General features: G+C 68.8%; 19 protein-coding genes. 9 read left to right on the plus strand and 10 right to left on the minus strand.

From position 1 onward, the window contains the following. The first annotated feature begins 55 nt into the window (after positions 1–55). Entirely contained in the window at positions 56–1,270 is a 1,215-nt protein-coding gene (locus HWX22_RS06965) for an MFS transporter (protein ID WP_059690711.1), read from the plus strand. A gap of 111 nt (positions 1,271–1,381) precedes the next feature. Here the strand turns inward: HWX22_RS06965 and HWX22_RS06970 are convergent, their stop codons facing one another. Beyond that, positions 1,382–2,272 (minus strand): EamA family transporter, encoded by an 891-nt coding sequence (locus HWX22_RS06970; RefSeq protein ID WP_059530477.1) that lies wholly within the window; start codon positions 2,270–2,272, stop codon positions 1,382–1,384. Between the two features lie 133 nt (positions 2,273–2,405). Here HWX22_RS06970 and HWX22_RS06975 point away from each other — a divergent pair, with 133 nt between their 5' ends. Next, positions 2,406–3,341 carry an AraC family transcriptional regulator gene (locus tag HWX22_RS06975; protein ID WP_175915290.1) on the plus strand — a complete coding sequence of 312 codons (936 nt, stop codon included), beginning with the start codon at positions 2,406–2,408 and terminating at the stop codon, positions 3,339–3,341. Positions 3,342–3,413: 72 nt separating this feature from the next. Here HWX22_RS06975 and HWX22_RS06980 read toward each other — a convergent pair whose 3' ends face one another. Beyond that, a complete protein-coding gene (locus HWX22_RS06980; RefSeq protein ID WP_059699324.1) occupies positions 3,414–4,625 on the minus strand; it encodes an alanine--glyoxylate aminotransferase family protein in 1,212 nt (403 codons plus the stop codon). Positions 4,626–5,010: 385 nt separating this feature from the next. Beyond that, entirely contained in the window at positions 5,011–5,382 is a 372-nt protein-coding gene (locus tag HWX22_RS06985) for a hypothetical protein (protein ID WP_159085635.1), read from the minus strand. On the opposite strand from HWX22_RS06985, the gene HWX22_RS06990 reads away from it, so the two are divergent. The 5 genes from HWX22_RS06990 to HWX22_RS07010 all read left to right on the plus strand — a co-directional run bounded on the left by HWX22_RS06990 (position 5,381) and on the right by HWX22_RS07010 (position 11,023). Next, the gene (locus HWX22_RS06990; protein ID WP_175915291.1) at positions 5,381–6,367 is read left to right on the plus strand and encodes a LysR family transcriptional regulator; all 987 of its coding nucleotides are present in this window, start codon (positions 5,381–5,383) and stop codon (positions 6,365–6,367) included. The two genes, HWX22_RS06985 and HWX22_RS06990, sit on opposite strands and share 2 nt — an antisense overlap. A 30-nt stretch (positions 6,368–6,397) precedes the next feature. After that, a complete protein-coding gene (locus HWX22_RS06995) occupies positions 6,398–7,396 on the plus strand; it encodes a 2-hydroxyacid dehydrogenase (protein ID WP_059690708.1) in 999 nt (332 codons plus the stop codon). A 119-nt stretch (positions 7,397–7,515) separates the two neighbouring features. Continuing rightward, positions 7,516–8,289: a 5,6-dimethylbenzimidazole synthase gene (gene bluB, locus HWX22_RS07000; protein WP_175907667.1), complete on the plus strand. Its 774-nt coding sequence runs from the start codon at positions 7,516–7,518 to the stop codon at positions 8,287–8,289. A 262-nt stretch (positions 8,290–8,551) separates the two neighbouring features. Continuing rightward, positions 8,552–9,721 carry an MFS transporter gene (locus HWX22_RS07005; protein WP_059530493.1) on the plus strand — a complete coding sequence of 390 codons (1,170 nt, stop codon included), beginning with the start codon at positions 8,552–8,554 and terminating at the stop codon, positions 9,719–9,721. A 141-nt stretch (positions 9,722–9,862) separates the two neighbouring features. Further along, the gene (locus HWX22_RS07010) at positions 9,863–11,023 is read left to right on the plus strand and encodes an MFS transporter (RefSeq protein WP_175907630.1); all 1,161 of its coding nucleotides are present in this window, start codon (positions 9,863–9,865) and stop codon (positions 11,021–11,023) included. 157 nt (positions 11,024–11,180) lie between these two features. Here HWX22_RS07010 and fahA read toward each other — a convergent pair whose 3' ends face one another. The 5 genes from fahA to HWX22_RS07035 are packed head-to-tail and all read right to left on the minus strand — an operon-like array spanning position 11,181 to position 17,138. Next, a complete protein-coding gene (gene fahA, locus HWX22_RS07015; protein ID WP_175907632.1) occupies positions 11,181–12,485 on the minus strand; it encodes a fumarylacetoacetase in 1,305 nt (434 codons plus the stop codon). Further along, a complete protein-coding gene (gene hmgA / locus HWX22_RS07020) occupies positions 12,482–13,816 on the minus strand; it encodes a homogentisate 1,2-dioxygenase (protein WP_175907634.1) in 1,335 nt (444 codons plus the stop codon). Before hmgA ends, fahA begins: the two co-directional genes overlap by 4 nt. Positions 13,817–13,831: 15 nt before the next feature. Then, on the minus strand, positions 13,832–15,193 hold the full coding sequence (locus HWX22_RS07025; protein ID WP_175907636.1) for an MFS transporter: 1,362 nt from the start codon (positions 15,191–15,193) through the stop codon (positions 13,832–13,834). After that, the gene (locus HWX22_RS07030; protein WP_014897947.1) at positions 15,190–15,420 is read right to left on the minus strand and encodes a DUF2783 domain-containing protein; all 231 of its coding nucleotides are present in this window, start codon (positions 15,418–15,420) and stop codon (positions 15,190–15,192) included. Before HWX22_RS07030 ends, HWX22_RS07025 begins: the two co-directional genes overlap by 4 nt. Positions 15,421–15,449: 29 nt before the next feature. Next, entirely contained in the window at positions 15,450–17,138 is a 1,689-nt protein-coding gene (locus HWX22_RS07035) for an FAD-dependent oxidoreductase (protein ID WP_175907638.1), read from the minus strand. Between the two features lie 379 nt (positions 17,139–17,517). Between HWX22_RS07035 and HWX22_RS07040 the strand changes: the two genes are divergently transcribed. After that, the gene (locus HWX22_RS07040; protein WP_059530510.1) at positions 17,518–18,321 is read left to right on the plus strand and encodes an EAL domain-containing protein; all 804 of its coding nucleotides are present in this window, start codon (positions 17,518–17,520) and stop codon (positions 18,319–18,321) included. Between the two features lie 182 nt (positions 18,322–18,503). Here HWX22_RS07040 and HWX22_RS07045 read toward each other — a convergent pair whose 3' ends face one another. Continuing rightward, entirely contained in the window at positions 18,504–18,914 is a 411-nt protein-coding gene (locus tag HWX22_RS07045) for a GFA family protein (protein ID WP_175907640.1), read from the minus strand. Positions 18,915–19,041: 127 nt separating this feature from the next. After that, complete coding sequence (locus HWX22_RS07050) at positions 19,042–19,833, minus strand: IclR family transcriptional regulator (protein ID WP_175907642.1); 792 nt, start codon at positions 19,831–19,833, stop codon at positions 19,042–19,044. Positions 19,834–20,005: 172 nt separating this feature from the next. Here HWX22_RS07050 and HWX22_RS07055 point away from each other — a divergent pair, with 172 nt between their 5' ends. Next, entirely contained in the window at positions 20,006–21,193 is a 1,188-nt protein-coding gene (locus HWX22_RS07055; protein ID WP_175907644.1) for an acyl-CoA dehydrogenase, read from the plus strand. Positions 21,194–21,211 lie beyond the last annotated feature (18 nt).

Below are 21,211 nucleotides of genomic sequence, written 5' to 3' on the forward strand. Positions count from 1 at the left end.
CCCGATTCCGTTTTTCGCCGTCTTCCGTTCCGTTTCGCCCATTCGATCCGACCCCATGTCCACCGATTCCGCCACATCGCCGCGCAGCGGGTTTGCCGTCACGCTGCAAATCGTGTCCGTCGTCTGCTTCACGTTCATCTGCTACCTGACCATCGGCCTGCCGCTCGCCGTGCTGCCGGGCTTCGTCCACGACGACCTCGGCTTTTCCGCGATCGTCGCGGGCGGCGCGATCAGCGTCCAGTATTTCGCGACGCTCGCGTCGCGCCCGCTCGCCGGGCGCTTCGCCGACACGCTCGGGCCGAAGCAGACGGTGCTGCGCGGGCTGATCGGCTGCGGCGTGTCGGGCGTGCTGCTGCTCGTCGCGCTGCTGCTGGCTCACTGGCCGGTCGCGAGCCTCGTGCTGCTGGTCGCGAGCCGGCTCGTGCTCGGCGTCGGCGAGAGCCTGTGCGGCACCGGCGCGATCCTGTGGGGCATCGGGCGGGTCGGCGTCGCGCACAACGCGAAAGTGATCTCGTGGAACGGCATCGCGACCTACGGCGCGCTCGCGCTCGGCGCGCCGGTCGGCGTCGCGATCGCGCATACGCTGAATCCGGCGCTGATCGGCGTGATCGTGATCGCGCTCGCCGCGACCGGCTTTTATCTCGCACGCCTGATCGATTCCGTGCCGCTCGTGCACGGCGAACGGATGTCGTATGCGAGCGTGTTCACGCGCGTGCTGCCGCACGGCCTCGGTCTCGCGCTCGGCTCCGCCGGCTTCGGCTCGATCGCGACCTTCGTCACGCTGTACTACGCGGCGCGCCACTGGCCGAACGCCGCGCTGTCGCTGACCGTGTTCGGCACGCTGTTCATCGGCGCGCGCCTGCTGTTCGCGAACACGATCAAGACTTACGGCGGCTTCCGCGTCGCGATCGTGTCGTTCGCGTTCGAATGCTCGGGCCTCGTGCTGCTGTGGCTCGCGCCCGTGCCGCACGTCGCGCTCGTCGGCGCCGCGCTGACCGGCTTCGGCTTCGCGCTGATCTTCCCGGCGCTCGGCGTCGAGGCGGTCGCGCTGGTGCCGCCGGCAAGCCGTGGCGCGGCGCTGTCCGCGTATTCGGTGTTCCTCGACCTGTCGCTCGGCATCACGGGCCCGCTCGCGGGCTATGTGGCCGGTGAGTTCGGTTATCCGCAGGTGTTCCTGTTCGCGGCGGTGGCCGCGGCGGCGGGCGTCGCGCTGTCGATGATGCTGTACCAGCGGCAGGCGCGGGTCGCGGGGAGCGGCGCGGCGGCTTGAGCGAGCCGCTCGCCGACCGGCCAGGCGGCCGCTGCCCTGGCGGCCCAAAGGAAAACGCCCGCATCGCGCGGGCGTTTTTGTTTCCGGCGGCGATCGCGGCGGCCGCCCCGGTCAGGCCGTGCGCAGGAACAACCGGCGAGTCAGGTCGAACGCGACGAGATTGCCGGCCAGCACGAGCAGCAGCCCGAGCACCGCGAGCGGCGACCACTGGTAGCCCTCGAAGACCGTCGACACGGCCAGCGCAACGATCGGGAACAGCACCGTGCAGTACGCGGCGCGCTCGGGCCCGATCCGTCCGACGAGCGTCAGGTAGGCCGTGAACCCGATCACCGAGCCCGGCACGGCCAGATAGAGAAGCGCGCCGAGATAACGCGGGCTCGGGTCGATCATGAACGGCAGCCCGGCCACCGCACTGCCGATCGTCAGGATCGCCGCGCCGATCAGCATCGCCCAGCCGTTGGTCGCGAGCGGGTGCAGGCCCATCGACTGCATCCGGCTCGACAGCAGGTTGCCGGCCGAGAAGCACATCGTGCCCGCGAACGCGATCGCGAGGCCCGTCCAGGTCGCGTGATCGTCGAGGTGACCGGCCATCTGCTGCCAGAACAGGCATGCGATGCCGGTCAGCCCGAGCAGCGCGCCGGCGATCGCGGACGGCCGCAGCGGGCGGCCCATGAACAGCCGGCCGTTGATCGAGTTCAGCAGCGGCGCGGTCGAGAAGATCACGGCGACGAGGCCGCTCGGCACGACCTGCTCCGAATAGTAGAAGCACAGGAAATTCAGGCAGAACAGCGCGAAGCCCTGGGCGACGAGGTAGCGCCACGCCTCGCGCGGCGGGCGCACCGGCCGGCGCATCACGCGCAGCAGCGCGAACAGCACGGCGGCCGCGAGCCAGAAGCGCCACGCGATCGACACGGGCGGCGGCACGGCGCCGAGCTGCCATTTGATCGCGATCCAGGTGGTGCCCCAGATCAGCACGGTGACGAAATAAAGCGACAGGTTCATGGCGGCAACGAAGCGGAACGAGTGAGACGGACTTCGACTGTGCCGCCACCCTGCCGGCGCGGATTGTCCGGAATTGCGGTCTTTTTCGGGCGTCCGCACGGCGCGCTTCGCGCGCGCTTATACTCGCCCCATCATGAGTTCGCCCCTGTACGCCCCGCCCGCCGACCACGCGGCCGCCCTTGCCGGCGGTGCGATGCCGTTCGGCCTGCAGTCGGTGTGCCGCACGCTCGCCGAGGCGAACGCGACGCTCGAACGCTTCGCGTGGCTCGGCGACCATCTCGCGATCGCCGAATGGACGCGCATCACCGACGAAAGCGAGACGATCTACGAACAGCCCGGCCACCATACGCTGTCGTGCTATCTCGACGGCGGCTACCGGACGGAGCGCGAACGCGTGCCGCGCTACGGCGCGCCGAGCCTGCTGTGCGCCCTGCCCGGCGACCATGAATCGCGCTGGTGGGTGCGCGGCGAGATGCACTTCATCCACCTGTACTTCCTGCCCGAGCACTTCACGCAGCGCGCGATCCGCGAGCTCGATCGCGAGCCGCGCGAGCTGAAGCTCGCCGACCGCACCTATTTCGAGGATGCGCGCGTCGCGGCGCAGTTCCGTTCGCTCGCGCTCGAACGCTGGGACGATGCCGACGGACGGCTGCGCGTGAACGAAGCCGCGCACGACGTGCTGAGCCTGCTGCTGCGCGGCCAGAGCACGACGCGCACCGATGTGCCGTTCCGCGGCGGGCTCGCGCCGGCCGTGCGCCGCCGCGTGCGCGACTATATCGACAGCTACCTGTCGCAGCCGCTGACGCTCGGCGAACTGGCGAACGTCGCCGCGCTGTCCGAATACCATTTCTCGCGGATGTTCAGGCTGTCGTTCGGCCGCGCGCCGCACGCGTGGGTGGCCGAGCAGCGGCTCGCGCGGGCGCGGCTGCTGCTGCGCACGACGACGCTACCGCTCGCGCAGGTCGCGGCCGAATGCGGCTACGCGAACGCCGGCCACTTCAGCCATCGCTTTCGCGACGCGCACGGCACGACGCCGAACGCGTACCGGCGCGCGATGCGGGGCGGCTGAACGCCACGCGCCCCGGCCGTCGACGAGGCGGTTTCGTGCAGCGCACCCGCCTCGCCACTCTCGGCTCTCCGCTTACGTACCGCGCCGCGACAGTTCCTGCTCGAGCGCGGCCACGCCGGCCGGCAGGTCGACCGGCACCTTCAGGTCGTCCATCGTGCGGCCGAACGCGTGCAGCGTGCGGAACAGGTTGTGTTCGCGGCACTGTTCGCCCATCTGTCCGATCCGCACGATCGGCAGCCCGAACGAGCCCGAAATCTCGACCTGGTACTGCTTCGAGATATGGCCGCACACCATCCCCGGCGTGAGCCCTTCGGGCGTCTCGATCCCGACCACCGAGTTGAGCCGGCAGTCCTTCGGCGCATAGAGCGTGAGCCCCATCGCCTCGACGCCCGCCTGCAGCGCGAGCGAGCAGCGAAGATGGCGTGCGAAGCGGCTTTCGAGCGTCTCCGCGCAGACGAGCCGCAGCGCCTCGTGCAGCGCGAGCACGCCCGACACCGGCGCCGTGTAGTGATAGCCCGCGTTGTGCCAGAAGTTCTCCGCGAGCGCCATGTCGAGGCACCAGTGCGCATTCGGTTCCGGACGCTGCTTCATGCGCTCCCACGCGGCGTCGGAGAATGCGATCAGCGACACACCGGGGATCGACGACAGCCCCTTCTGGCCGCCCGTGATCACCGCGTCGATGCCCCATGCGTCCATCTCGAGCGGCATCGTCGACAGCGTGCACACCGCGTCGACCACGACCAGCGCGCCGGCCGCCTTCGCGAGCGCGGCGATGTCGCGCAGATCGCGGTTCCACACGGTGTTCGACGTCTCGCCCTGCACGATCGTGACGATTTCGGGCCGCTCGCGCGCGATCGCGTCCGCGATCTCGTCGAGGCTCGCGACCGAGCGGTCGGCCACCTCAAGCGTGGCGACGTCGGCGCCGACGCGCGTGGCCATTTCGGCCATCCGCGCGCTGAAGAAGCCGTTGCGGATCGACAGCACGCGCGTGCCGCGCCACGCGAGGTTCGAAATCGCCATCTCCATCGCGGCGGAGCCGGGGCCGGCCACGCCGAGCACCCACTTCGAGCGGGTCTGGAATACGTAGCGCGCCATCTCCTTCACCTGCTCGATGATCTTCGCCATCGTCGCGCCGAGGTGGTTGATCACGATCGTGTTCGCCTTCGCGACGGCGGCCGGGATCGGGACCGGGCCGGCCCCCATCATCAGCAGCGGTTCTTCGGGCAGGATCGCGTCGAGCGGCACGACGACGGGACAGGGAATCGGCGAGTAATCGATGGACATGGCAGGTCAAGGAGGAAGGAAGAAAACGCTCGGATATCGTTCGCCGCACGGCACGGCGAACTGATCGATCATTCCCCGTTCCGCGCCCGCGCGCAAGAGGCACGCGCCGCCGGACAGCGCGACGCTGGCCCGGTCGACGGACCGGGCCAGCCGGCCGCGCCTGCACCGCATGAGCGGATTTCGTCATGCCGCGGCATTGGCGTGCGGATGCGTAACGGTTCCATCCGCAGTTCGATGTCCGCGATTTTCTCGCGCAGTATGGCGACGCGCTCCGGATGCCCGCGTTCTGCACGATACATGCATCGGCCGGAATACCGGCCATCACGATAAAAATCGCGCGGGATGGAATCGGTCCACGAAAACCGGGCCCGGTAAAAAACATCCATTATCGCGGCATCAATTGGTGAGCGATTTCACCCATTACCGCACCAGGCCACACACGATCACGCACAATGCATTGATTTAAATGGTAAACATTCAAACCACCGGCAGTTTCACTCAATTCACTTCCGGCTATCCCCCGCATACACACACGACACTGCCCCGCTAAATCGATACCCGCGATTTCGATTTTACGCAACCCGCCCTTTTTCTCAGGTTGACGGATATCGGTTCTGTAATGAACAATCGTCTGCAGAATCGAAAACCGATTTTTCGATACGGGCCAGAACCCCGGTGTCACGCGACGGTTTTCCAGGTCGCGCAACGAAAAATCACAACCAAAATCAATCAACCGGGCCAGAAATCCGCGAGCCATGAACCAGATTCAGACCATGCGTGTGTTTGTCTGCGTCGCCGAACAGCAGAGCTTCCGGCGCGCGGCGCACCATCTAGGCGTGTCCAATGCGCTCGTCACGCGCTCGATCGCGATGCTCGAGTCTCACCTGAACACGCGGTTGATCCACCGCACCACGCGCAACCTGTCGCTGACCGAGGCCGGCCTGCGCTACCTCGACGGCTGCCGTGCGCTGCTCGAGGAATTCGACCACCTCGAGGCGTCCGTCGCGCACGCCGTGCGCGAGCCCGCCGGCACGCTGCGCGTCGTCGCGTCGGGCCTGCTGTCGCCGCTGGCGCTCACGCCGCTCGTCAGCAGTTTCCGGCACCGCTACCCCGAACTGCGCGTGCAGCTCACCGTCGCCGAAGGGCCGCTCGACGTGCTCGATTCCGGCTACGACGTCGGCATCGCGACGGGCAACCGGCTCGACGGCAACCCGACCCTGATCGGCCACGCACTCGCGCCGAGCCCGTTCGTCGCCTGCGCGGCGCCCGCGTATCTCGAACGGCGCGGCGAGCCGCGCGCACCCGATGACCTGCCGGGCCACGACTGGGTCGCGCTCGCGCCGCACCAGCATGCGCCCGCGTGGCGGCTGGTCGGCCACGACGGCGTCACGCATTCGATCACGGTGCGCCCGACCTGCACGGTCAACCAGCTGGCGCTCGTGCAGGCAGCGGCCGTCGCCGGGTCCGGCATCGCGGTGCTGCCCGAGCCGAGCATCGCCGACGCGCTCGCCGCCGGCACGCTCGTGCGGCTGCTGCCCGCCTACCGGATCGACGACCCGGACGCGCAACTGTCGCTCGTCTACCCGAACCGCCAGTACGTGCCGGCCCGCACGCGCAGCTTCGTCGAGCATGCGCTCGAGCACTTCGGCGCGCAGGCGGCCCGCGAGCGGACCGGTTACGGCTTCCTGCGCACGCCCGATCGCGCCGACATCGTTACCGGCCGGCAGACGGGCCTGCAGTAAACTGCACGCGACAGCCATCGGAGGTGCAGCGTGCGTGTGATCCTGTTCAGCAGCCGACAGTACGACGACGAATCGTTTACCGCCGCCAATCGGCAATTCGGCTATCGGCTGCACTTCCAGCCGTCGCACCTCGACGCGGAAACCGCGATCCTCGCGCACGGCTACGAGGTCGTGTGTCCGTTCGTCAACGACACCGTCGACGCGGCCGTGCTCGAACGGCTCGCCGACGGCGGCACGCGCCTGATCGCGCTGCGCTCGGCGGGTTTCAACCACGTCGACCTGGCGGCCGCCGAGCGGCTCGGCATCGCCGTCGTGCGCGTGCCGGCGTACTCGCCGCACGCGGTCGCCGAACACGCGGTCGCGCTGATCCTCGCACTCAACCGCCGGCTGCCGCGCGCGGTCGCACGCACGCGCGAAGGCGACTTCTCGCTGAACGGCCTGCTCGGCTTTGACCTGCACGGCAAGACCGTCGGCGTGATCGGCACCGGCCTGATCGGCAGCGTGTTCGCGAAGATCATGATGGGCTTCGGGATGCACGTGCTCGCGCACTCGATGCCGCCTTACGACGACGAATTGATCGCGTTCGGCGCGCGCTACGTCGAGCTCGACGAGTTGCTGCACCAATCGGACATCGTCAGCCTGCACTGCCCGCTGCTGCCGTCGACGCACCATCTGATCAACGCGCAGACGCTCGCGCGGATGAAGCACGGCGCGATGCTGATCAACACCGGCCGCGGCGGCCTCGTCGACGCGCAGGCGCTGGTCGACGCGCTCAAGAGCGGGCAGCTCGGCCATCTCGGGCTCGACGTGTACGAAGAGGAAAGCGGCCTGTTCTTCGAGGATCACTCCGACCTGCCGCTGCAGGACGACGTCCTCGCGCGCCTGCTGACATTCCCGAACGTGATCGTCACGTCGCACCAGGCATTCTTCACGCGCGAGGCGCTCGCCGAGATCGCGCATACGACGCTGCTGAACATCGAGGCATGGCACGCCGGCACGCCGACCAACGTCGTCACGACGGGGCGCTGATCCACGGCGCGCGGCGCACGCGATCCGTCAACGATTCATCATTTTGTTTTGACTGATGTAACGCCGCGCGGCCGGCGTCTGCTATCGTTGCGCCGACTTCCCCCTTGCTTCTGCCGCTCATGCGTTTCGACGACTCCGCCATTGCCGCGGTCTACCGCGCCATCTTCGAACGGCGCGACATGCGCCACTTCACGCCGGCGCCCGTCGATCCGGCCACGCTCGCGCGGCTCCTGCGCGCCGCGCACCACGCGCCGAGCGTCGGTTTCATGCAGCCGTGGCGCTTCATCCGCATCACCGATCCCGCGCTGCGCACCGCGATCCACGCGCTGGTCGAGGCCGAGCGCCGCGCGACCGCCGACGCGCTCGGCGAGCGGCAGGACGAATTCATGCGGCTGAAGGTCGAAGGCGTGCGCGAATGCGGCGAGTTGCTGGTCGTCGCGCTGACCGACGATCGGGAGCGCCACGTGTTCGGCCGCCGCACGCTGCCGGAGATGGACCTCGCGTCCGCCGCCTGCGCAATCCAGAACATGTGGCTCGCCGCGCGCGCCGAAGGGCTCGGGATGGGCTGGGTGTCGCTGTTCGATGTCGACGCGCTGCGCACGCTGCTCGGCATGCCGGCCGGCGCGAAGCCGATCGCCGTGCTGTGCGTCGGGCATGTCGATGCGTTCTATGCGAAGCCGATGCTCGAGGAGGAGCGCTGGGCCGCGCGGATGCCGATCGAGGCATGCCTGTTCGAAAACGGGTGGGATGCACCGGCGACGCAGACCGCCGATTGCACGGCAAACGCCGGCACGACAGGCGGATCGTCGCCGTCGTCATCGCCGTCGCCCGAGGTGGCAGCACCGGCCGACCGCTCCGACTCGACATCAGCCGGCGCCCTGCCCGAGCGCTAATCGAGCCCGCGGCGCGCGAAAAGCGCCGCTCCACCGGCGTCGCTTCGACCCGAATTTTGCCGCGTTGCCGACATCGGACATCGTTCAATCCCACACTGTGACGCGCCGCGGCTGCTACCGCGTCGCACACCGGCAACATCCGTTTTGGCCCCGAGCATAGGGGTTTTCACTGAAGTAGAATCGCGGCTGATGTCCCCCCGCCCCGCCCGCCGCGCGCATCCCGCGCCGGCCTCGGGCCGCGGCCTTTCCGTAGCCCACCGCGATGCCATTACCTCTTTTCGCCCTTGCCGTCGCCGCATTTGGAATCGGTACCACCGAGTTCGTGATCATGGGGCTGCTGCCCAACGTCGCCCGCGACCTCGGCGTGTCGATCCCGGCCGCCGGGATGCTCGTGTCGGGCTACGCGCTCGGCGTGACGATCGGCGCGCCGATCCTCGCGATCGTCACCGCGAGAATGCCGCGCAAGCGCGCGCTGATGGGCCTGATCGGGCTGTTCATCGCGGGCAACCTGTTCTGCGCGATCGCGCCCGGCTACGCGGTGCTGATGGCCGCGCGCGTCGTCACCGCGTTCTGCCACGGTGCGTTCTTCGGGATCGGTTCGGTGGTCGCGAGCAACCTCGTCGCGCCGAACCGGCGCGCGCAGGCGATCGCGCTGATGTTCACCGGCCTCACGCTCGCGAACGTGCTCGGCGTGCCGCTCGGCACCGCGCTCGGCCAGGCCTGGGGCTGGCGCGCGACGTTCTGGGCCGTCACCGGCATCGGCATCGCCGCGGCCGCCGCGCTCGCGGTGTGCCTGCCAAGGAACCTCGCGATGCCCGACACCAGCATCACGCGGGAATTCAGCGTGCTGAAGCATCCGCAGGTGCTGATGGTGCTCGGCATCAGCGTGCTGGCGTCCGCGAGCCTGTTCAGCGTGTTCACGTACATCACGCCGATCCTCGAGGACGTGACGGGCTTCTCGCCGCGCCAGGTCACCTATGTGCTGCTGTTGTTCGGTCTCGGCCTGACCGTCGGCGGCACGCTCGGCGGCAAGCTCGCCGACTGGCGCCGGATGCCGTCGCTGATCGCGACGCTCGCGCTGATCGGCATCGTCCTCGCGCTGTTCGCGGGCACGATGCACCTGCCGTTCGCGGCGCTTGCGACGATCTTCGTGTGGGGCATCCTCGCGTTCGCGATCGTGCCGCCGCTGCAGATCCTGATCGTCGATCGCGCGAGCGACGCGCCGAACCTCGCGTCGACGCTGAACCAGGGCGCGTTCAACCTCGGCAACGCGACGGGCGCCTGGCTCGGCGGGATGGCGATCGGCTCCGGCGTGTCGCTCGTGAACCTGCCGTGGGTCGGTGCCGCGATGGCGGTCGCCGCGCTCGCGCTCACGCTGTGGTCGGCGTCGCTCGAGCGCCGTCCGGTGAGCGGGCCGACCGGATACGTGTGACGCGCGCGCAGCGGCGACGCGTGGCGGTGCGGCGGTGCAGCGGCCGGGCCGCGTGCCGCGGCGTTCGTTGCGCGCGCAACGCCATGCGAACCTGATGGCCTTCATGGACCTTTCAGGGTCCGCGGTGTAGCATCGCGGCCGATGAAAGCCATTCTCAATCGTGATTTCCTCGCGCTGATCCTGAGCGTCGCGGTCGTCGGTCTCGGCACCGGCGCGACGATGCCGCTCACCGCGCTCGCCCTGACCGAAGCCGGACACGGCACCAACGTCGTCGGCATGCTGACGGCCGCGCAGGCCCTGGGTGGCCTCGCGATCGTCCCGTTCGTCACCGCACTCGCGCGGCGCATCGGCTCGCGCCGCGCGATCGTCGTGTCGGTCGTGCTGCTCGCGGCGGCCACGGCGCTGATGCAGTTCACGTCGAACCTGATCGTATGGGGCGTGCTGCGCGTGCTGTGCGGCGCGGCGCTGATGCTGCTGTTCACGATCGGCGAGGCATGGGTCAACCAGCTCGCAGACGATTCGACGCGCGGCCGCGTGGTCGCGATCTACGCGACCAACTTCACGCTGTTCCAGATGGCGGGCCCCGTGCTCGTCAGCCAGATCGCCGGCGCGACGAGCATCCGCTTCGCGCTGTGCGGCGCATTGTTCCTGCTCGCGCTGCCGACGCTCGCGACGATCCGCCGCGCGCCGCTCGCCGGCGACGACGCGCACCACGCAGCGCACGACAGCTGGCTCGCCGTGCTGCCGCGCATGCCGGCGCTGATCATCGGCACGGGCTTCTTCGCGCTGTTCGATACGCTCGCGCTGTCGCTGCTGCCGCTCTATGCGATGGATCACGGCGTCGCGAGCGCGACCGCCGTGCTGCTAGCGTCGATCATGCTGTTCGGCGACACCGCGATGCAGTTCCCGATCGGCTGGCTCGCGGACAAGCTCGGCCGCGAACGCGTGCACCTCGGCGCCGGCTGGATCGTGCTCGCGGGCCTGCCGCTGCTGCCGTTCGTTATCGTGAACCCGTGGCTGTGCTGGCCGTTGCTGTTCGTGCTGGGCGCGGCGGCCGGCAGCATCTACACGCTGTCGCTCGTCGCATGCGGCGAACGCTTCCGCGGCGCGGCGCTCGTCACCGCGAGCTCGCTCGTGTCGGCATCGTGGAGCGCCGCGAGCTTCGGCGGTCCGCTGGTCGCCGGCGCATTGATGGAGCAACTGGGCAGCAACGCGCTGATCGGCGTACTGGTCGTCTGCGTCGCCGCGTTCGTCGCAGCCGCGTTGTGGGAACGACGCGCCACGTTGCAGCGCGCGGTCTGACGCCGACGCAGATGTTGGCGCCGACGCTCGTGCGCAGCGTCACGCACCAGCGCTTGCGTACCGCCGCCCGCCACCCGCCGCCGAAATGAAAACGGCCCGCGCAATGCGGGCCGCCCTCTGCATCCGGACTACGCGTAACGAGTCGCGGTGCAGTCCGTCATACGCTGCGCGCCGGCAGGATCTTGCCGGCACATGCGCCGAAACCGACGCGATAGCCGTCGCCCTGGCACCAGCCCGCGAGCGTGAGCTCGTCGCCGTCCTCGATGAACGCGCGGCTGCCGCCACCGTTCAGCGCGAGCGGCTCCTTGCCGTTCCACGTCAGTTCGAGCAGGCTGCCGAACGAGTCCTTCGTCGGCCCGCTGATCGTGCCCGATCCCATCAGGTCGCCGACGCGCGTGTTGCAGCCCGCGACCGTGTGATGCGCGAGCTGCTGCGCCATCGTCCAGTACATGTGCTTGAAGTTGGTGCGGCAGATCGACGTCGCTTCGGCGGCGCCCTCCGCGCGCAGCGTCACTTCGAGCGCGATGTCGAACGCATGCTTGCCCGCGTGCCGCAGATACGCGAGCGGCTGCGGCGACTGTTCGGGCTGCTCGACGCGGAACGGTTCGAGCGCGTCGAGCGTGACGATCCACGGCGAGATCGTCGTCGCGAAGGTCTTCGCATTGAACGGGCCGAGCGGCACGTATTCCCACTGCTGGATGTCGCGCGCGCTCCAGTCGTTCAGCAGCACCATCCCGAAGATGTGCGCTTCGGCATCCTCGCAGGCGATCGGCTCGCCGAGCGCGTTGCCGCGGCCGACGATGAAGCCCGTCTCCAGCTCGATGTCGAGCTTGCGGCATGCGCCGAACACCGGACGTTCCTGGTCGGGCAGCTTCAATTGGCCGTTCGGGCGCCGCACCGGCGTGCCGCTCACGACTACCGACGACGCGCGGCCGTTGTAACCGATCGGCATCTCCGACCAGTTCGGCAGCAGTGCATTCTTCGGATCGCGAAACATCGAGCCGACGTTGGTCGCATGCTCTTTCGACGAGTAGAAATCGGTATAGCCGGGAATGTCGACCGGCAGGTGCAGCGTCGCGTCGCGCTGCGCGACGAGCACGTTCGCGCGCAGCGCGGCGTCATCGCGCAGCCGCGCGTCCTCGCGCGAGAACAGGCCCGACAGCTGCACGCGCACGCTGCGCCATGCGTCGCGGCCGAGCGCGATGAACGGGTTGAGCGTCGGCGCGGCGAACACGTCGGCGCCGGCCGGCAGCGTCACGAGGCCCGCACGCGCGAGCGCGGCGAGGTCGACGATCTGGTCGCCGAGCGCGACGCCCGCGCGGCGCGCCGGTTGCTTCGCATCGCTGAAGATCCCGAACGGCAGGTTCTGGATCGGGAAATCGCAGGCGGGATCGTTCGCCGTCTCGACCCAGCTCTTGCGGGCCGGGTCGAGCGTTGCGCGCCAGTCTTGGGTATCGCTCATCGTTGCTCCGGATTGAAGTGTTTCTTGATGCCTTGCCAGCATTCGAAGTAGTCGGCCTGCAGCTGCGCGGTGTCGAGCGCATAGCGCGTCGGCCGGATCAGCGTGCGGGTCTCGAACATGAACGCCATCGTCGCGTCGACCTTGTGCGGCTTCGTCGTGTCGCTCGCCGACGCCTTCTCGAACGTGTCCGCATCCGGCCCGTGGCCCGACATGCAGTTGTGCAGGCTCGCGCCGCCCGGCACGAAGCCTTCGGCCTTCGCGTCGTACGCGCCGTGCACGAGCCCCATGAACTCGCTCGCGACGTTGCGGTGGAACCACGGCGGCCGGAACGTATCCTCGGCCGCGAGCCAGCGCGGCGGGAAGATCACGAAGTCGATCGAGTCGACGCCCGGCGTGTCGCTCGGCGACTGCAGCACGAGGAAGATCGACGGATCGGGATGGTCGAAACTGATCGAGCCGATCGTGTTGAACAGGCGCAGGTCGTATTTGTACGGCGCGTAGTTGCCGTGCCACGCGACGACGTCGAACGGCGAATGTCCGATGTCCGCGCGCCACAGGCGCCCGTTCAGCTTCGCGACCAGCTCGAACGCGCCCTCGCGATCCTCGTACGCGGCCTGCGGCGTGAGGAAATCGCGCGGGTTCGCGAGCCCGTTCGAGCCGATGGGGCCGAGGTCCGGCAGGCGCAGCAGCGCGCCGAAGTTCTCGCAGATGTAACCGCGCGCATCGCCGTCCGGCAGCGCGACGGAAAAACGCACGCCGCGCGGGATCACCGCGATCTCGAACGGCTCGACGTCGAGCTGCCCGAATTCGGTCGCGATGAAGAGCCGCCCCTGCTGCGGCACGATCAGCAGTTCGCCGTCAGCGCTGTAGAAGAAGCGGTCCTGCATCGAGCGGTTCGCGGCGTACAGGTGGATCGCGCAGCCGTTCATCGCGGCCGCCGAGCCATTGCCGGCCATCGTCACGAGCCCTTCGACGAAATCGGTCGGCTCGACCGGCATCGGCAGCGGATCCCAGCGCAGCTGGTTCGGCGGCGTCGGCGGCACGTCGGCCGAGTCGCCGAATTCCGACACGAGCCGCTGCGTGCCCGTGAACGGCTCGAACGGCCGGTGCACGGCCGCCGGCCGGATCCGGTACAGCCACGAGCGGCGGTTGTGGCTGCGCGGCGCGGTAAACGCGGTGCCCGACAGCTGCTCCGCATACAGGCCGTACGGCGCGCGCTGCGGCGAGTTGCGACCGTGCGGCAGCGCGCCGGGCAGCGCCTCGGTCGCGAATTCGTTCGCGAAACCGCTCAGGTAGCCGGCTCGCGCCGGTTTCGACAGGTCAAGCGTCATCGTTTCCTTTCTCCATCAATTCATGGCGGCGTTCGGCGCCTGCGCGCCGCTGCGCCGCGTTACGCCGGCCAGTCCCAGCACGAACAGCGCCGAGCACAGCACGGGCACCGCGGCCGCGTGGAACAGCGCGTCGTTGGTCCAGTTGAGCGCAATCAGTTGGCCGCCGACGAGCGGCCCGAGCACCGAGCCGATCCGGCCGATGCCGAGGCTCCAGCCGATACCGGTCGAGCGCAGCGACGTCGGGTAATACTGGCCCGCGAGCGCATTCACGGCCGGCTGCCCGCCGACCACGCAGAATCCGCCCGCGAACACGACGATCAGCAGCCACGGCAGCGCATGCGCGACCGAGCCGATCAGCCCGACCGAGACGGCCGCGCACGCGAAACACGCGAACAGCACGCGCACGAAGCCGTAGCGTTCGATGAACCAGCCGAGCGACAGCGTGCCGATCACGCCGCCCGTCTGCAGCACCGTGCCGACGATCACCGCCGTGCCCGGCGAATAGCCCGCGTCGCGCATCACGGTCGGCAGCCAGTTCGACAGGAAGTACAGGTCGATCAGGTTCATGAAGCTGATGGCCCACAGCAGCAGCGTGACCGGCAGGCGGCCATGGCGGAACAGCTCCGCGACCGGCGCGCCGCTCGCCGCGCGCTCGCGCACGACGAGGCGCGTGCTCGCGTCGATGCCGGCCTGCGGCGCGAAGCGCGCGAGCCAGGCGCGTGCCTGCGCGTCGCGCCCTCTCAACACCAGGAACTGCAGCGACTCGGGCAGCCGCGCGAACATCGCGAGCGTCAGCACGAGCGGCACCGCGCCGCCGACGAAGAACACCGAGCGCCAGCCGAGCGCCGGAATCAGCGCGGCACTGATGAAGCCGCCGATCGCGGCGCCGAGCGTGAAGCCGCACGACACGATCATCATCCGCTTCACGCGATGCGCGGCCGGGCTGAATTCGCCGACCAGCGCCATCGCGTTCGGCATGATGCAGCCGAGGCCGAGGCCCGTGACGAAGCGCAGCGCCATCAGCACCGGGATCGAACCCGCGAACGGCGTCGCGAGCATCGTCACCGCGAAGAACAGCGTCGAGCCGATCAGCACCGGGCGCCGCCCGATCCGGTCGGCCAGCACCGACAGCCCGAGCGCGCCGAGCAGCATCCCGAACAGGCTCGCGCTGAACACCGGCCCGAGCGCCTGCTTCGGCACGCCCCATTCGGCGATCACGCTGGGCGCGACATACCCCATCGCCTGCGCATCGAAGCCGTCGATCACGAGACACAGCCCGCACAACGCGAGCAGCATCCAGTGAAAGCCCGGACGATGGGTCTCGTCGATCACGCGCTCGACTTCGAGCACGCGCGCGTCGGCCGGCGCCGCGCTCATTGCGCCACCTCGGCGGCCGGATGCACGGGCGGCGTCACGCCCTGACGCGCGAGCGCCATCGCTTCGCGCAGCACGTCGGCATCGCCGATCTGGTTCGCGAGCAGCAGGATCAGCTTCGCGTTGACGAGCTGGCTGTCGGCGTCGGACAGATCGCGATGCATGTCGATCAGCGCTTCGTAGAACGCGTCCGGATCGGCCAGGCGCGGGCGGGTGTCGAGTCGGGGCATGACGGGTGTCTCCGGTATCGTTGTCGTGTTCAATGCGATGTTCCGCGCGCGCAGGTCGCGCGCGCCAGCGCGTCGGCGATCGCCTGGCGCTCGAGCGTGCGCATCCGCGCGCAGACGTGCTGGTCGGGGCGCAGCAGATAGAACGTGCCAGGCTTCGCGTCGTAGCGTTGCGCGGCGAGACCGTCGACGTCCTCCACGACGTCGACGCCGGCCACCGGTTGCGCGTGCCCGGCCGGCACGACCAGCACCGGCCGCACCGGCAGCGCCAGGCCGTCGAGCGCCTGCGCGAGCGCGGCGGCGTCGCCCGGCAGCCCGAACAGCACGCCCGCGAAACCGTCGCTCAGATGCCGCAGCAGCCAGCCCGACGTGCCGTGCGCGCGCACCGGCGCATCGGCCGCCGCCGCGCCCGGCCGCATCGCGCACGCGAACGTGTCGCCGGTGCGGTCCGGCGTGTTCAGCGGCGAATCGGCCAGCACGGCCGGCACCGACAGGCGGCCGCTGTTCACGAGCTTGCGCGCGAACTCGCAGTCGCGCGCGAGCTTCAGCGTCGCGTCGCGGAACACGCGCGATACTGCGCTCTTCGGCGTGATGAAATCGGTCGAGCGCGTCGAGTTGCGAATGTTCTCGTCGGCCGCGAACTCGCGCTCGCTCGCGTAGGTGTCGAGCAGGCGATCGTCCGCGCGGCCGTCGAGCACGAGCTTCAGCTTCCACGCGAGGTTGTCCGCATCCTGCACGCCGCTGTTCGCGCCGCGCGCGCCGAACGGCGACACGCCGTGCGCGGAATCGCCCGCGAACAGCACGCGGCCATGACGGAACGTATCCATCCGCTGGCAGCGGAACGTATAGACGCTCACCCATTCCAGCTCGAACTCGACATCCGGCCCGAGCAGCGCACGCACGCGCGGGATCACGCGCTCCGGCTGCTTCTCGGCGACCGGATCGGCGTCCCAGCCGAGCTGGAAGTCGATGCGCCACACGTTGTCGGGCTGGCGATGCAGCAGCACCGACTGGTTGCGGTGGAACGGCGGATCGAACCAGAACCAGCGTTCGGTCGGGAATTCCGCCTTCATCTTCACGTCGGCGATCAGGAAGCGGTCCTTGAACGTGCGGCCGCGGCTCTCGAGGCCCATTGCCGCGCGCATCGGGCTGCGCGAGCCGTCGGCCGCGATCACGTACTGCGCGCGCAGCGTCTCGATGCCTTCCGGCGTCTCGATGGTGAGCGTGGCGTGTTCCGCCGATTGCGCGACGCCCGTCACCTTGTGCTTCCAGCGGATGTCGATGTTCGGCAGCGCGAACGCGCGCTCGGCCAGATAGCCTTCGACGTAGTACTGCTGCAGGTTGATGAATGCGGGACGCGCATGACCTTCCTCCGGCAGCAGGTCGAACGCATACAGCTGCTCGTCCTGCAGGAACACCTTGCCGACGTGCCAGCTCACGCCCTTGTCGACGAAACGCTCGCCGCAGGCGAGCCGGTCGAAGATCTCGAGCGTGCGCTTCGCGAAGCAGATCGCGCGCGAGCCCGTCGACAGCGTGTCGTCGTCGTCGAGCAGCACGACCGGCACGCCCTGCTGCGCGAGGTCGATCGCCGCCGACAGGCCCACCGGGCCCGCGCCGACCACCACCACCGGGTGGATGGCGGCGTCATCGCCGGCGGCCCGCGTCGCACGCGGCTGGTAGTCGAACTTCAGCGTCTGGTAATCGATGCTCATGGTCGCCATCCGCTCCTCAGCCCTGCCGTCCGCGCGCCGACGCGCGCTGCGTCGTCCCGCTCATGCCCGTTGCCCGCCACTGCCGCGGCCCGCCCTGCCTCGCCCACTTGCTGTCAACCGCCACGTCTCGCTCCTTGCTTCCTGTTGATCCGATTCGGGAATCGGCGCCGCTCCGGGCGCCCGAACGCCGCTTTTCTTGATCGGCGACAAATCTTTGGATTTACGAATAGTAAAACCAATTACGAATAGTGAAATCAACGTAAACCCTAGCCATCCGCGCGAGAACGGGATAACCATATGAGCGAAACGCCAAGCCGAGCCGGACGGGCGCTGCTAATATCAAGACATGAGGCGGCCGTTTCGGCCGCCATTTTTCCTTCCTACGCCGATGATTCCGCCCAACATTCCCGAGCTGGTCGTCCGTGCCGGGCAATTGCCGTATCTGCGGGAACACCTCGCGCTTGCAGCGGGCGGCACCGCGTGCGCAAATCTGCCGGAGCGCACGCTCGCGAGCGCCTATGAACCGATCTACGACGTGACGATGCCCGGCGCGCCGCAGTCGACGTCGTTCGCCGACGCGATCGAGCGCTACGGCGACGAACTCGGCTTCCAGGCCGTCACGCTGGTCACCGGCGCGCCGCACGATCCGGTCGACTCGGCCGTCGACGACCAGACGCTCGTCGCGATCGACCGGCTGTCTCGCGCGCTGCACGCGATCAACTTCTTCGGCGCGCAACGCCACGGGCTGCTGTTCCTGCGCGTGCACGAACGGCTGCTCAAGAGCGTGAAGTACGACCACGGCAAGCATTTCTCGTCGGTGCTGCAGCGCTTCGGGCTGCCGACCGAGCGGATCGTGATCGAGCTGCCGGCGGTCGCGGTCGCGCACAAGACCTTCCTCGGCTACCTGACGCGCAGCTACCAGCATCACGGTTTCAAGGTCGCCGACAAGCTGCCCGACCCGGGCCGGATCCTCGCGGTCGAATCGGAGATGGCGCGGCCCGACTACATCAAGATGGATGCGGGCATCGCGCTGCGCGACGGGATGGTGAAGGCGCTGGTCGCATATGCGCAGCGCGTGCGGATTCCGCTGATTTTCGACGGCGTCGTCGACGAGACGCAGTGCGAGCTGCTGCGCCAGCACGACGTGCGGTTCATGCAGGGGCCGGTGTTCTCGAAGGTCGTCCCGGCCTGAGCGGGCGAATGGCCGGCCCCCGCGGGGCGCGGCACGGCGGATGGCGGAATCCGCTGTCGGTATTGGTATTGCGTCGGGAGTCGGGGGCGGCGTGCATCGTCGCCCGATAATGGCCGGTTCCTGTTCCGTTCATGCGTGAAAGGTCGAACGCGCGTGTGCGCGGATTCGACGCCGGCACGTCGCTAGGCCCTTCCGCCATCGTCGAATTTCGGCAGATCGTCGTTGATCTCGATGCCCGGGAAGCGATCCCCGTACCAGACGTGCCACGCGGGACGCAGCCGCGCCGGCTCGTCGAGCGTTGCATAGTTGATTTCCACGGTCGTCGGCGCATCGGCCAGCCGATACTCCAACTGCGCGCCGCAGCGGCCGCAGAAGCGCCGCTCGCCCCACGCGCTCGACGCATAGACCGTCGGCTCGCCCTGCAGGTATTCGAATGCGTCGAGCGGCACCGATGCCGACGCGACGACCGCCGCCCCCGTCGTGCGCTGACAGAGCCGGCAATGGCAGAAGCCTGCGTCGGCCGGAATGCCGGCGATCCGGTAGCGGATCGCCCCGCATGCGCAACCGCCTTCCATGGTTTCCGGGTGGGACATCGCGAACCTCGTCATCGTCGGGGAACCGGTGGATGATGATGAGCGCGCCTCGCGCGCGACGCAACCGGCAGCGGCCGCCACGCTGGCGCCCGGTCGGCCCGGCGACGCGCCGCTCGCGGCGCCCGTTTCAGACCGTCTGCCCGAGCCGCTGCGCGAGCGCCTTCAGCTTCGGCCCGACCTGCGTGCGGAATACGTCCTCGTCCATCGACGACGCAGGCCCGCTGCAGCTCAGGATCAGCCAGCGCCCTTCACGCGGTTCGCGAAACGGCACGGCCGCCGCGTTCACGTCCATGTGCCACGCGCGGAACGAATAGCAGCATCCGCCCGCGGAGAACTCGGCCACCGCGTCCTGCGCGGCCGCGACGAGCGCATCCGCGTCGGCCGCGCCGCCGGCCGCCCGGTGCAGATCCGCATAGAGCGCGCGGCGCACGTCCTCCGGCTGCACGGCCAGGTACGCGCGCCCCATCGAGCTCGTCAGCATCGACAGCCGCGAGCCGGGCGCAAGCCCGAGCGTCAGCGCGGTTTCGCTGCGGATCGTCTCCAGATAGATCATGTCGAGCCCGTCGCGGCAGCCGAGCGACACGGCCGCGCCGATCTCGCGCGCGAGCGCCTGCATGTGCGGCCGGGCGAGATCGAGCGTCCCCGAGCCGGACAGCAGCGCGTAGCCAAGCGACAGCACGCCGGCGTCGAGCGCATACTTTCCGAGCGTCTCGTCATAGCGCAGATAGCCGAGCACGGTCAGCGTATAGGCGAGCCGGTTCACCGTCGCCTTGGGCAGCCCGGTGCGCTCCGCGAAGTCGCGATTGCCGAGCATCGTCTCGCCGGGCCGGAATGCGCGCAGCAGGTCGAGCCCGCGCGCGAGCGCAACGACGAACTTGCGTTCGTCGATCATGGTTTCGTCGATGGTTGAAAGCGTCATGTGATGCTACACTGGGTTCGTTTTGCAAAACATTGTTCCGCACAGCGGAACTTGAGTCAAGCGAACTTTAGACATCGGGGCAGGCCGCGAAGCGCCAGCCCGGGACCGACCGCCAAGCATGGGATCAGGGCAAGCGCTGAAGCGCCCACCCTGGCCAACAGGAGATGACACGATGAGCGCTGCAACTTTTCATTGGGACGATCCGCTGTTGCTCGACCAGCAACTGACCGAGGAAGAGCGGATGGTGCGCGATGCCGCGCACGCGTATGCGCGGGACAAGCTCGCGCCGCGCGTCACCGAGGCGTTCCGCCACGAACGCACCGACGCCGAGATCTTCCGCGAGATGGGTGAGATCGGCCTGCTCGGCCCGACGATTCCGGAAGAATACGGCGGCCCCGGCCTCAATTACGTGAGTTACGGGCTGATCGCGCGCGAAGTCGAGCGCGTCGACTCCGGCTACCGCTCGATGATGTCCGTGCAGTCGTCGCTCGTGATGGTGCCGATCCACGAATTCGGCTCGGACGCGCAGAAGCAGAAATACCTGCCGAAGCTCGCGAGCGGCGAATGGATCGGCTGCTTCGGCCTGACCGAGCCGAACCACGGCTCCGATCCGGGCAGCATGGTCACGCGCGCGAAGAAGGTGCCCGGCGGTTATTCGCTGTCCGGCGCGAAGATGTGGATCACCAACTCGCCGATCGCCGACGTGTTCGTCGTGTGGGCGAAACTGGAAGAAGACGGCAAGGACGCGATCCGCGGCTTCATCCTCGAGAAGGGCTGGAAGGGCCTGTCGGCGCCCGCGATCCACGGCAAGGTCGGGCTGCGCGCGTCGATCACCGGCGAGATCGTGCTCGACGAAGTGTTCGTGCCCGAGGAGAACCTGATGCCGAACGTGAGCGGCCTGCGCGGCCCGTTCACGTGCCTGAACTCGGCGCGCTACGGGATCGCCTGGGGCGCGCTCGGCGCGGCCGAGTCGTGCTGGCACACCGCGCGCCAGTACGTGCTCGATCGCAAGCAGTTCGGCCGGCCGCTCGCCGCGAACCAGTTGATCCAGAAGAAGCTCGCCGACATGCAGACCGAAATCACGCTCGGCCTGCAGGGCGTGCTGCGTCTCGGCCGGATGAAGGACGAAGGCACGGCGGCCGTCGAGATCACGTCGATCATGAAACGCAACTCGTGCGGCAAGGCGCTCGACATCGCGCGACTCGCGCGCGACATGCTCGGCGGCAACGGCATCTCGGACGAATTCGGCGTCGCGCGCCACCTCGTGAACCTCGAAGTGGTGAACACGTACGAAGGCACGCACGACATCCACGCGCTGATCCTCGGCCGCGCGCAGACGGGCATCCAGGCATTCTTCTGACCATTCGCGTGCGGAACG

Origin of the sequence: Burkholderia sp. BCC1638, assembly GCF_902833195.1 — a bacterium.
In the GTDB taxonomy this organism is placed as follows: Bacteria; Pseudomonadota; Gammaproteobacteria; order Burkholderiales; family Burkholderiaceae; genus Burkholderia; species Burkholderia diffusa.